Origin of the sequence: Azonexus fungiphilus (assembly GCF_003634965.1) — a bacterium.
Taxonomy (GTDB): Bacteria; Pseudomonadota; Gammaproteobacteria; order Burkholderiales; family Rhodocyclaceae; genus Azonexus; species Azonexus fungiphilus.
The window spans coordinates 1-12,031 of the sequence record NZ_RBXP01000005.1 but is presented as its reverse complement, the minus strand read 5'-3'; the positions used below and the strand labels follow the sequence as shown (position 1 = coordinate 12,031).

Sequence of the window (12,031 nt, the reverse complement as noted above, 5' to 3'; positions counted from 1 at the left end):
GGCATGCAACTGGCTGCCATTCGCCAGGCGCTGCGGGCGCTCGGCGCCAAGCCGGCGCACGAGGAACGCATGCTGCGCGCCTGGTTGCAGGCGAAGCCACTGGACAGCGGCACCCGCCGACAGGCGGCCGAGAATTTCCTGCCGCTGGCGATCCGCGAGGCGCTGCCCGAACTGAACCGGCAACTGGCCGGACTCGCCCGCGTCGTTTCCGAGCACCCCGGCGACGACGGCACCCGGCTGCTGGTCGAGCTGGCCGACGGCCAGACGGTCGAGAGCGTGCTGCTGCCGCGCGACGGCGTCTGCATCTCGACGCAGATCGGTTGCGCGGTCGGCTGCACCTTCTGCATGACCGGCCGCGACGGCCTGTTGCGCCAGGTCGGCAGCGCCGAAATGGTCGCCCAGGTGGTCCTCGCCCGCGCCCGCCGGCCGCTGCGCCGGGTCGTCTTCATGGGCATGGGCGAACCCTCGCACAACCTCGACAATGTGCTCGAGGCGATCGATCTGCTCGGCACTGCCGGCGGTTTCGGCCACAAGAACCTGGTCTTCTCGACCGTCGGCGACCCGCGCGTCTTCGAACGCCTGCCGCAACAGCGCGTGGTACCGGCGCTGGCGCTGTCGCTGCATACCACCGATGCCGGCCTGCGCGCCCGACTGCTGCCGCGGGCGCCGCGGATGAGCCCGCAGGAACTGGTCGAGCAGGCGGAAATCTATGCCCGGCGCAGCAGCTACCCGATCCAGTACCAATGGACGCTGCTCGAGGGAATCAACGACAGCTTCGAGGAAATGGACGGCATCGTCGACCTGCTCGCCGGCAAGTACGCGATCATGAACCTGATTCCGTACAACACCACCGCCGCGCTCGATTTCCGCCGCCCGAGCCAGGCGCGCGTCAGCGAACTGGCCCACTACCTGCACGCCCGCGGCATCCGCACGACGGTGCGCCAGTCGGCAGGACAGGACGTTGACGGCGGTTGCGGGCAGTTGCGGGCGCGCAGCCGTGACGGCAGCCCGGTCGAGATCCGCCGGCGGCGGCCGGCCTCAGGCGGAAGCCAGCTGCCGCTCGGCGAGTAGCGCGCCAAACGCCGCCGCCGTTTGCGGTCGACCGTACAAATAGCCCTGAAACTGGTCGCAACCGTGTTCGGCCAGGTAGCGCGCCTGGATCTCGTTTTCGACGCCTTCGGCGATCACCGTCAGGTCGAGCTCGTGGGCCATCGCGATGATCGCCGAGGCGAGGCGCACCGGTTCGCCATGCTCGCCGATCTGGCAGACGAAGCTGCGGTCGATCTTCAGCGACTGGACCGGGAACTGGCGCAGGTAGCTGAGCGACGAATAGCCGGTGCCGAAGTCGTCGATCGCCACCTGCACGTGCATCCGCCGCAGTGTCTGCAGCACTGCCGCGGCGCGCGCCGAGTTGCGCATCAGCAGCGACTCGGTCAGCTCGAGCTCGAGCAGCTGCGGCGGCAGGCCGTATTCGGCAAGGGCGTGCGCGAGCATGTTCGGCAGGTCCTGCTGGGCGAACTGGTGGGCCGAGATGTTCACCGCCACCGGCACGACGAGCAGGCCGGCGTCGAGCCAGGCGCGCTGCTGGGCGCAGACGGCACGGATTGCCCATTCGCCGAAGGCGTTGATCAGGCCGTTCTCCTCGGCCAGCGGGATGAACTGTTCCGGCGAGATCAGCCCGCGCTCGCGGTGGTGCCAGCGCATCAGCGCCTCGGCGGCGACGATCTCGCCGCTCGCGGCATCGACCTTGGGCTGGTAGTGCAGCAGCAGCTCGCCGCGTTCGAGGGCGCCGAACAGGTCGTTCTCGAGCAGCAGTTCGCCGAGCGTCGCGGTGCTGATCTCGGCCGAGAAATAGCAGAAGGTGTTGCGCCCCTCCTCCTTGGCCCGGTACATCGCCGCGTCGGCCTTGCGCAGCAGCTCGGAGGCGGTTTCGCCGTCTTCCGGGTAGATCGCGATGCCGGCGCTGCCGCTGACCGTCAGTTCGTGGCCGGCGAGCAGGTAGGGCTGGCACAGCGCGGCGAGCAGCTTGCCGCAGACATGGGCGGCATCCTGGCGGTTTTCGAGTTCGGGAAGGACGACGACGAATTCGTCGCCGCCCTGGCGGCACAGCGTATCGGTCTCGCGCAGCACGCGCAGGCCGCGCTCGGCAGCCTGGACCAGGAGGTCGTCGCCGACCGCGTGGCCGAGCGTGTCGTTGATGTTCTTGAAGCGGTCGAGGTCGATGAAGATGATCCCCATCTGGCGCTGGCTCCGCTTCGAATTGAGCAGTGCCTGGCCGATCCGGTCCTCGAGCAGCAGCCGGTTGGGCAGGCCGGTGAGCGCGTCGTGGTGGGCCAGGTGGTGGATGCGCGCCTCGCTCTGCTTGCGCTCGGAGATGTCGGTGAACACCCCGATGTAGTGGCCGGCCCCGCCATGTTCGTCGCTCACCGCGGCGATCGACAGCCACTCGGGGAAGATCCCGCCGTCCTTGCGCCGGTTCCAGATTTCCCCCTGCCACTGGCCGGTTTCCTTCAGCGAGCGCCACATCTCGCGGTAGAAGGCCTCGTCCTGGCGGCCGGAGTTGAGCACCGCCGGCGTCCGCCCGATGACTTCCGCCGGCGTGTAGCCGGTTATTGCGCAAAAAGCCGGGTTGACCGCGACAATCCGCGATTCGCCGTCGGTGATCGTCATCCCTTCGGCGGCGTGGGTGAATACCGTGCCGTACAGGCGCAATTCCGCCTCGGCCCGGCGCTGCGCCTCGTAGCGCTCGGCCAGGTCGGCGTGGGCGAGGAGCAGTGCGCGGCGGTCACGCTCGATGCGGAACAGCGCGTAGAGCGCGTAGCCGACGAGCAGCATGGCGATCGCGTAGAGCAGCGTGCGGTGATAGGTGGCATCGGCCACCGCCGTCTGGTAGGCAGCGAGGTAGCCGTGCGTCAGTTTTTCGTGCCGGCCGGCGGTCGGCGCCCGGACAATGCGTTCGACCAGATGCCCGACCTCCGGCCCGCGCTCCATGATGATCGCCGCGTGCACCAGCACCGGCTGCATGTCCACCGTCCCCCGCGCCTGGCGCAGGCGGAGCAGTTCGTTGCGCAGGCGGGCGCGTTCGGCATCGTCGAGGGTGCGGGTGAGGCCAAAGCCGATCAGGCGCCGGATGAAATCCTCGAAGGCATCGTAGTGCGGCCAGTCCGGCTGGGCAAGCAGGGCATCGGCAGCCTGCGGCAGGTAGAGCATCGAGTTGCGCAGGACCGCGTTGGCGCGCTGGAAGCGATCGACGTCGCGCGCCTTTTCCTGCTGCGCCTCGACCAGCGCGCGCACCTCGGCGGCCAGCTGCTGGCGGGCGCCGGACTCGATCCAAGGCGGCAGCTCGGCCAGGGCCTCGCCGCTCTGGCGCAGCCGCGCCAGGTAATGCGCAGTCGCGTCGTAGTTCTGGACCAGGCCGGAATAGCTGGCGACGACGCGCGAATTGAGCTCGGCGTCGTACTGCTGGAACAACCGCAGTTGCTGGGTATAGGCGTCGTGGCTGCCGGGCGAGACCTCGCCGGCCTTGACGAAGAGCCAGGTGAGCAGCGCCGTGAGCACCGCGACCAGCATGAATTTCCACGATCGCCGGGCGCGCAGGCCGGCCAGCCAGGCCTTCATCGACGCGGCTCCGGAAGCTTGCCGGTGAGCGTGCCGAGGAAGGCGACGATGGCCTCGACATCGTCCGGCTGCAGGTCGCGGCCGAGCTGGTAGCGGCCCATCACCGCCACCGCCGTCGCCAGCGTCGCCGCCGAGCCGTCGTGGAAATACGGGGCGGTCAGCGCGACGTTGCGCAAGCCGGGGACCTTGAACACGTGCCGGTCCTCGTCGCGGCCGGTGACGTTGTAGCGCCCGAGGTCGCCCGGGTTGAGCGGGCGGCCGGCGAAATAATCGCCGAGCACGCCGAACTTCTGGAACATGTTGCCGCCGAGCAGCACGCCCTGATGGCAGCTGATGCAGCCGAAATCGCGGAAACGGTGATAGCCCTTGAGTTCGAGTTCGCCGATGGCCTCGCGCTCGCCGCGCAAAAACCGGTCGAAAGGCGCGTCGACCGTGACCAGCGACTGTTCGAAGCTGGCGATCGCGTCGGCGATGTTGGCGGCGTTCAGGCCATCCGGGTAGGCGCGGGCGAAATCCCGGCGGATCTCCGCGTCGGCCTGCAGGCGCTCGATCACCTGCGGCCACGACGAGGCCATCTCGACCGGATTGTGCAGCGGCCCGGCGACCTGTTCGCGCAGGTCGCGGGCACGGCCGTCCCAGAACTGGGCGAACTGCAGGCCGCTGTTGAACACCGTCGGCGCGTTCACCGCCCCGGCGGCGCCGCCGACACCGAGCGAGACGACACGGCCGTCGGCGCCGCCGAGATCGAAGCGGTGGCAGGAGACGCAGGCCAGCGACTGATCGGCCGACAGGCGTGGATCGCTGAACAGACGCTCACCCAATGCCACCCGTTCGGGCGGCAGACTGGGTGGTGGTGGCAGCGGGCGGATCGCATCCAGGCCCTCGCCTTCGGCCAGCGGCAGCAACGGTGCCAGCGCCGCGACCGGCGCCCGGTCGGGTCGGGAAAACCACGCCGCGCCAAGGATCAGCGCGAGCAAGGACAGGAAACCGAAAAACTTCTTCATCCGCAGCCTAGACCTCGACGACACAGTTCTTGCCGCGCCGCTTGGCGGCATAGACCGCCTCACCGAAGGCGGGAAAGAAATCCTCGGCCTCGCAGGCGCCGTCGATCAGTTGCGCCAGCGCAATCTTTCCCACGTTCGTCGTGAGGTACATAAACGCCGTGCTTTCTCCGTCGGTTAGAATTCCCTTGCTTGCAATATCGCCCATTCCCGGGCCACTGACAATCCCTCGAAGCCCCGCCAGCCGTGAAAAAAGCCGACGTCCAGCAGTTCTACCAGCGCCTGCGCGACAACAACCCGGCGCCGACCACCGAGCTCGACTACGCAACGCCTTTCCAGTTGCTGATCGCGGTGATCCTGTCGGCCCAGGCCACCGATGTCGGCGTCAACAAGGCGACCGCCCGCCTCTTTCCGGCGGCGCCGACGCCGGCCGCCATGCTCGCGCTCGGCGAAGCCGGCGTCGCCGAATACATCAAGACGATCGGCCTGTACAAGACCAAGGCCAGGAATGTCGTCGCCACCTGCCGCATCCTCATCGAGCAGCATGGCGGCGAAGTCCCGGCCGAACGCGAGGCACTCGAGGCGTTGCCCGGCGTCGGCCGCAAGACTGCCAACGTCGTTCTCAACACTGCCTTCGGCCAGCCGACCATCGCCGTCGACACCCACATCTTCCGCCTCGGCAACCGCACCGGCCTGGCGCCGGGCAAGACCGTGCTCGAGGTCGAGAACAAGCTGCTCCGGGTCACGCCCCGCGAGTTCCTCAAGGACGCCCACCACTGGCTGATCCTGCACGGCCGCTACGTGTGCAAGGCGCGCAAGCCCGACTGCGCGCACTGCTGCGTTTTCGACGTCTGCGGTTTCCGGGGCAAGAGCGCATGATCGTCGCCAGCGGCCAGGCCAGCGGACCGTCTGCCGTTCCCGAACTGGCCGAGCAGGCGGTCCGCGCCGCGTTGGCGCGGGCCGGACTGGCACGCGCCGAACGGGTGCTGCTGCTGCTCAGCCGCGATTTCGCCCGTCACCCGCAGCCGGCCCTGCGCGCCGCGGCCGGCGCCGCGGCCTGCCTGCAGATCGCCGGAGGCACGGCCAGCGGCCTGTTCACCGAGGACGGCTGGTTGATCGACCAGGCGGCGGCCGCCGCCCTGGTCTTCGCCGAATTGCCGGCGACCGGCGGTGACGAGGCGCCGCTGCTGTCGTTCAGCGGCCAGGGCCGGCTGCCCTGGGACTGGCCACAGGACCGTCAGCGCGTCGGCCTGGTCGATAGCGACGGCGGCGCCTGGCAACAGGCGCGAGAATGTGCCGACGCGCGCAGCGCGCTGGCGCTGCCCGGCCTGCGTCCGCAGCTGCTGCTGTCGCGCGGCCTGCAGCGGCTTGGCGCGGCACAGCCGGTCACCGCCGCCGACGCCCACGAACTGCGCCAGCTCGCCGGCAGCGCGGCGCTCGACAACCTGCGCCGGCATCTGCCCGGCGAGCTGCGCGCCAGGCCGCCGCTGCACCAGCTGTGCCTGCTGCGTGCCGAGGAGCAGCCCGGTATCGCCATCCTCTCGGCCAACAGCGACGGTTCGCTGACGCTGGCAGCACCGCTGCAACCAGGCGATGAAGTGTTCTGGGGTATCCGCCAGCCGCTCGCCGCCGAGCAGGAAATCCGCCACCAGCTCGATGTCACGGTCAACCGCGGTATTTGCCCGAAATTCGCCTTGATGTTCTCGTGCATCGGCCGCGGCCCGCTGTTCTACGGCGACGACGACCGCGACCTCTGCGCCTTCCGCGCCGCCTTTCCCGGCGTACCGCTGCTCGGCGCCTACGGGACCGGCCAGATCGTTCCCGGCAGCGACGGCAACCGCATGTTCAACAACGCCCTTCTCACCCTGCTCTACGAAAGCGCCGATGTTCAACCCCACCCGTGACCAGGTCCGCCAGTTCTTCTGCAGCGCCTGGCAGAAACACCGCGACCGGCTGCCGCTGGTCGGCGCCGAAGTCGCCGCCGCCGACATTGCTGCCCGTCACCCGGAATACCGCGAACTGCTCGACCATCCGGATCTTGCGGTCAACCAGGACTGGACGCCGGAAACCGGGCAGATGAGCCCTTTCCTGCATCTCTCCCTGCACCTGGCCATCCACGAGCAGACGAGCATCGACCAGCCGCCGGGAATCCGCGCCGCCTATGCCCAACTGTGCACGCGGATGGACGCCCACGCCGCCGAGCACGTGCTGCTCGAATGCCTGGGCGAAACGATCTGGCGGGCGCAGCGCGAAGGCAGTCAGATGGACGCGCTGGCCTATCTCGAAGCGATCCGCCGCGAAAGCAGTCGCCGCTAGTCGCTCAGCGCGGCAGCTGGTAGTTGTTCTGGGTCATCAGGTCGACGCCGCATTCGACGCCCTCGACCCAGGCGATGAAATCGGCGACCGCCTGCTTGCCGACGAAGCGCGAACCGTGCTGCGGGACGATCTGGTCGATGTCGAGCTGGCGGACCATGTTGGCCCAGAAGCGGCAGACCTTGCGCGAGACGATGTAGCGCCGGTGGAAGGCTTCCATGTAGCGCAGGTGGCCGTGGAAGTCGGTCACCGGCTCGGCCGCCTGTTCGTGCGGCACCAGCGAGGTACCGAGGTCGCCCGAGAAGAGGATGCGCGCGACCGGATCGTAGAACTGGAAATTGCCTTCGGCATGCATGAAATGCGCCGGCAGCGCGATCAGGTTGCACTCGCCGAGGCGGATGACCGCGCCCTGGTCGGGAATGCCGAGGATACGGTCGGAAACGTCCTTGCCGGTGGTGAAGTGGGGCACGAAGCGGGTCCACAACGCCGAGATCATCACCTTGCAGTGCGAGGCGACGAACCATTTGTTGACCGAGGCGATGATGTCCGGATCGGGGTGCGAGGCGAGGATGTAGTCGAGGTCCTTCGACGAGAAGTACTTCTGCATGTCCATCAGCAGCCCGGTGTAGGTCATGTTGCCGCCGGGATCGATCAGTGCGCCGTGACCGTTATCGACCACCAGGAACTGGTTGCACTGGACGGCGCCACCGGGCGAATCGTCCACCAGGTCGTAAAAGGCGTGGACGATGTGCTTGCCGTCGTTGAACAGTTCAACTGCCATATAACCCCCTTGAACAAGGGGTCAAATTATCCTCTCACCACGCCTTGGTGACTAGTCCGGAATAGGTAGGAAAAACCTTGCCTCAACTGTCTTCGGCCGGCGGCACCTGCTTGATCAGTTCCTCGATCGTGGTCAGTCCCTGGGCCACCTTGAGCGCCCCTGACACCCGCAACGGCCGGGTCCCTTCGCGGAAGGCCTGGTCGCGGACGCGGGCGATCTCGGCGTCGGGCCGGATCTGCCGGCGCACCTCGGGCGAGTTGAGGAGGATCTCGTAGACGCCGATGCGACCGCTGTAGCCGGTCATCCGGCATTCCAGACAGCCGACCGCATGGTAAACGCTGGCCGGCTCGGCGGCCTTCCAGGGATGCACCAGCATCCGCCAGGCGGCACGCTCCTCCTCGGTGATCGGCGCGCTCTTCTTGCAATGCGGACAGAGCGTGCGCACCAGGCGCTGGGCCATGATCCCGAGCAGGGTCGAATTGATCAGGTAGGCCGGCACGCCGAGGTCGAGCAGGCGGGTGATCGCCGATGGCGCATCGTTGGTATGCAGCGTCGACAGCACGAGGTGACCGGTCAGCGCTGCCTGGATCGCCATTTCCGCGGTCTCCAGGTCGCGGATCTCGCCGATCATGATGATGTCCGGATCCTGCCGCATCAAGGCGCGGACCCCGTCGGCAAAGCCCAGTTCGATGGCGTTGTTGACCTGCATCTGGTTGAAGGCCGACTCGACCATCTCGATCGGGTCCTCGATCGTGCACACATTGACCTCGGGGGTCGCCAGCTGCTTGAGCGTGGTGTACAAGGTCGTCGTCTTGCCCGAGCCGGTCGGTCCGGTCACCAGGACGATGCCGTTCGGCGTCGTCGTCATCTGCTGCCAGCGCGCCTGGTCTTCCTGCGAGAAACCGAGCGAGCGGAAATCGCGAACCAGCACCTCGGGATCGAAAATCCGCATCACCAGCTTCTCGCCGAATGCCGTCGGCAGCGTCGACAGGCGCAGCTCGACTTCCTGGCCGCCCGGCGTCCGCGTCTTGATCCGGCCGTCCTGCGGCCGCCGCTTCTCGATCACGTCCATCCGCCCGAGCAGCTTGATCCGGCTGGTCATCGCGTTCATCACCGCCATCGGGATCTGGTACACCTGATGCAGGACGCCGTCGATGCGGAAGCGGACGATGCCGATGTCGCGCCGCGGCTCGATGTGGATGTCCGAGGCACGCTGGTCGAAGGCGTACTGCCACAGCCAGTCGACGATATGGACGATGTGCTGGTCGTTGGCGTCGTACTGGCGGTTGGTCTTGCCCAGCTCGACCAGTTGCTCGAAGCTCGACAGGCCGGAAGTGATCTCGCCCTTGGCGGCAGCCTTCTTGACCGATTTGGCCAGATTGAAGAACTCGACCAGGTAACGGGCGATGTCTTCCGGATTGGCCATCACCCGGCGGATGTCCTTGCGCAGGATCTGGCGCAGCTCGCCTTCCCATTCGCGGACATGGGGCTCGGCGGTGGCGATCACGACCTCGCGGGTCGTCACCTGCACCGGCAGGATGCCGAAACGCGCAGCGTAGGCGCTGGACATGACCTCGGCGACACCGGTGAAGTCGATCTTGAGTGGATCGATGTGGAAATAATCGAGACCGCAGCGAGCCGCCAGCCATTCGGTCAGCAGGTCGAGCCCGAGCAGCTTCTGCGGCGGCTGCCGGCTGCGCCATTTCTGGTCGGCGATGACGATCAGCGGGTGAACCTTGTCGCCGTGCAGGCGACGCTCGGCTTTCAGGGCGGTCGCATCGGCAGCATCAACCAGCCCGTCGCCAACCGCCATGTCGAGAATTTCTGCGAGCGTCAGACGATGCTCATGTACTGCGCTGTCTTGCGAGGAAACCATACGCGGGGCCTGCCCAAGCCGGAAAACAGCTGCCGACTATAACGCAAAAAAACGCCGCCAAAACCGCTTTTGCCGCGGCTTTAGCGGTTTTTACGCAAGGGCGCGAGCAGTGCGCCGAGATTGTTGTGATCGATCTCGTACATCAACGCCAGCAAGCGGCCGAGCTCGCCGCGCGGAAACCCCTCGCGGGCGAACCAGCCGAGGTAGTTCCCGGGCAGGTCGGCAATCGCCCTGCCCTTGTACTTGCCATATGGCATGCTGACATCGAGCAGCCGCTGCAAATCTTCTGCTTGCACGAGCAATGGAAACGGGGCCGCAGCCCCGTCTTCCCTACTTGGCCGACAAGGCCAGCATCAGGTCGTTGATACGCTTGACGAAGCCGGCCGGATCGTCGAGCTGGCCGCCTTCGGACAGCGTCGCTTGCTCGAAGAGCAGTGCGGCCCAGTCGTCGAAGCGGCTTTCCTCGTACTTCAGCCGCATCACCGCCGGGTGCTGCGGGTTGATTTCGAGGATGGGCCTGGTTTCCGGCGCTTTCTGCCCGGCGGCCTTGAGCAGGCGGGCAAGGTTGCCGGAGGGATCGTGCTCGTCGGCAACCAGGCAGGACGGCGAATCGGTCAGGCGGTGGGTGATGCGCACATCCTTGACCTTCTCGCCGAGCGCCGTCTTCACCTTTTCCAGCAGTTCCTTGTACTCGTCGGCAGCCTTTTCGGCTTCCTTCTTCTCGGCTTCATCCTCCAGCGAGCCGAGGTCGAGACCGCCCTTGGCGACGGATTGCAGCGGCTTGCCGTCGAATTCGGTGAGGTGGCCGACCACCCATTCATCGACACGATCGGAGAGGAGCAGCACCTCGATGCCCTTCTTCTTGAAGATTTCGAGGTGAGGGCTGTTCCGGGCCGCATTGAAGGTATCGGCGGTGACGTAGTAGATCTTTTCCTGGCCTTCTTTCATCCGGCCGATGTAGTCGGCCAGCGAGACGATCTGCTTGTCACCGTCGCCATGCGTCGAGGCAAAGCGCAACAGGCCGGCGATCTTGTCCTTGTTGGCGAAGTCTTCGCCGACGCCTTCCTTGAGCACGGCACCGAAGGCTTCCCAGAATTTTGCGTAATTTTCACGGTCGACCGTCACATCCGAGTTGGCCATGCTTTCGAGCATCGCCAGCACCTTGCGCGTGCAGCCGCTGCGGATGTTGTCGATATCCTTGGACTCCTGCAGGATCTCGCGCGAGACGTTGAGCGGCAGGTCGGCCGAATCGACCACGCCACGGACGAAGCGCAGGTAAAGCGGCATCAGCTTTTCGGCGTCGTCCATGATGAAGACGCGGCGCACGTAAAGCTTGATGCCGTGGCGGGCGTTGCGGTCCCACAGATCGAACGGCGCGCGCGCCGGAATGTAGAGCAGCTGGGTGTATTCCTGCTTACCTTCGACCTTAGCGTGGGTCCAGCAGAGCGGATCCTCGAAATCGTGGGCGACGTGCTTGTAGAACTCCTTGTACTGGGCTTCGTCGATCTCCGACTTGCTGCGCGCCCACAGCGCATTGGCCTGATTGACGGTCTCGTCCTCGTCGCTGACGACCTGTTCGCCATCCTTCCATTCTTCCTTCTTCATCACGATGGGCAAGGTGATGTGATCGGAATACTTGCGGATGATCGACTTCAGTTTCCAGCCGGACAGGAAATCGTCCTCGCCTTCGCGCAGGTGCAGGATGACGTCGGTACCGCGGCTCGCCTTGCTGACGATCTCGACGGTGTAGTCCCCCTCGCCGGCGGACTCCCAGCACACCGCCTGGTCGGCCGGCAGGCCAGCGCGCCGCGAAACGACGGTAACCTTGTCGGCGATGATGAACGAAGAATAGAAACCAACCCCGAACTGCCCGATCAGATGCGCATCCTTGGCCTGATCGCCGGTCAGTGCGGAAAAGAATTCGCGGGTACCCGACTTGGCAATGGTCCCGAGGTGCTGGACTGCCTCCTCGCGCGACAGGCCGATGCCATTGTCGGAAATGGTGATCGTGCGCGCCGCCTTGTCGAAGGCGACACGGATCTTAAGATCGCTGTCATCGCCGTAGAGCGCGGCATTGTTCAGGGCCTCGAAGCGCAGTTTGTCACAGGCATCGGAGGCATTGGAAACCAGTTCTCGCAGGAAAATCTCCTTGTTGCTGTACAAGGAGTGGATCATCAACTGCAGCAGTTGCTTGACTTCGGCCTGGAAGCCGAGAGTTTCACGGCTCGCGGTAGCGGATTCGGACATGTATTCAACTCCAGAGAAAGCGACGCATACGGAGATGGGGATGCCCGGCCTGATTTCAAGCCTCCAGCAAGGAAATTTGCTGTTTCCTTCGCTGGTTTTGGTAAACGGCCAAACCCCCTGGCACTGGGTGCGAGGGGGTTTGAGAAATGGGAGCCTGGCGGTGACCTACTTTCGCGAGCGAGGTGCTCACTATCA

General features: G+C 66.1%; 11 protein-coding genes. 4 read left to right on the top strand and 7 right to left on the bottom strand.

Features of this window, described 5'->3' with window-relative positions:
- Positions 1-3: 3 nt before the first annotated feature.
- On the top strand, positions 4-1,071 hold the full coding sequence (locus DFR40_RS02325) for an RNA methyltransferase (RefSeq protein WP_121456890.1): 1,068 nt from the start codon (positions 4-6) through the stop codon (positions 1,069-1,071).
- On the opposite strand, the gene DFR40_RS02320 is transcribed toward DFR40_RS02325, so the two are convergent.
- The 3 genes from DFR40_RS02320 to DFR40_RS17450 are packed head-to-tail and all read right to left on the bottom strand — an operon-like array spanning position 1,039 to position 4,755.
- Positions 1,039-3,618, bottom strand: coding sequence for an EAL domain-containing protein (locus tag DFR40_RS02320; protein ID WP_121456889.1), 2,580 nt, complete (start codon positions 3,616-3,618; stop codon positions 1,039-1,041). The two genes, DFR40_RS02325 and DFR40_RS02320, sit on opposite strands and share 33 nt — an antisense overlap.
- The gene (locus tag DFR40_RS02315; protein ID WP_170160139.1) at positions 3,615-4,622 is read right to left on the bottom strand and encodes a cytochrome-c peroxidase; all 1,008 of its coding nucleotides are present in this window, start codon (positions 4,620-4,622) and stop codon (positions 3,615-3,617) included. Before DFR40_RS02315 ends, DFR40_RS02320 begins: the two co-directional genes overlap by 4 nt.
- A 7-nt stretch (positions 4,623-4,629) precedes the next feature.
- On the bottom strand, positions 4,630-4,755 hold the full coding sequence (locus DFR40_RS17450) for a hypothetical protein (RefSeq protein WP_281270048.1): 126 nt from the start codon (positions 4,753-4,755) through the stop codon (positions 4,630-4,632).
- A 110-nt stretch (positions 4,756-4,865) separates the two neighbouring features.
- On the opposite strand from DFR40_RS17450, the gene nth reads away from it, so the two are divergent.
- The 3 genes from nth to DFR40_RS02300 are packed head-to-tail and all read left to right on the top strand — an operon-like array spanning position 4,866 to position 6,935.
- Positions 4,866-5,498 (top strand): endonuclease III, encoded by a 633-nt coding sequence (nth, locus tag DFR40_RS02310; protein WP_121456887.1) that lies wholly within the window; start codon positions 4,866-4,868, stop codon positions 5,496-5,498.
- Positions 5,495-6,523, top strand: coding sequence for an FIST C-terminal domain-containing protein (locus DFR40_RS02305; RefSeq protein ID WP_121456886.1), 1,029 nt, complete (start codon positions 5,495-5,497; stop codon positions 6,521-6,523). The genes nth and DFR40_RS02305 overlap by 4 nt, the downstream gene beginning before the upstream one ends.
- Complete coding sequence (locus DFR40_RS02300; RefSeq protein ID WP_121456885.1) at positions 6,504-6,935, top strand: DUF1841 family protein; 432 nt, start codon at positions 6,504-6,506, stop codon at positions 6,933-6,935. The genes DFR40_RS02305 and DFR40_RS02300 overlap by 20 nt, the downstream gene beginning before the upstream one ends.
- Positions 6,936-6,939: 4 nt before the next feature.
- Here the strand turns inward: DFR40_RS02300 and DFR40_RS02295 are convergent, their stop codons facing one another.
- From DFR40_RS02295 to htpG, 4 genes are all read right to left on the bottom strand, one after another.
- On the bottom strand, positions 6,940-7,713 hold the full coding sequence (locus tag DFR40_RS02295; protein WP_121456884.1) for an oxygen-binding di-iron domain-containing protein: 774 nt from the start codon (positions 7,711-7,713) through the stop codon (positions 6,940-6,942).
- An 82-nt stretch (positions 7,714-7,795) separates the two neighbouring features.
- Entirely contained in the window at positions 7,796-9,589 is a 1,794-nt protein-coding gene (gene tfpB, locus DFR40_RS02290; protein WP_121456883.1) for a type IV pilus assembly ATPase TfpB, read from the bottom strand.
- Positions 9,590-9,669: 80 nt separating this feature from the next.
- Positions 9,670-9,885 carry a DUF3820 family protein gene (locus DFR40_RS02285; protein ID WP_121456933.1) on the bottom strand — a complete coding sequence of 72 codons (216 nt, stop codon included), beginning with the start codon at positions 9,883-9,885 and terminating at the stop codon, positions 9,670-9,672.
- A gap of 34 nt (positions 9,886-9,919) precedes the next feature.
- Positions 9,920-11,836: a molecular chaperone HtpG gene (htpG, locus tag DFR40_RS02280; RefSeq protein WP_121456882.1), complete on the bottom strand. Its 1,917-nt coding sequence runs from the start codon at positions 11,834-11,836 to the stop codon at positions 9,920-9,922.
- Positions 11,837-12,031: the final 195 nt, after the last annotated feature.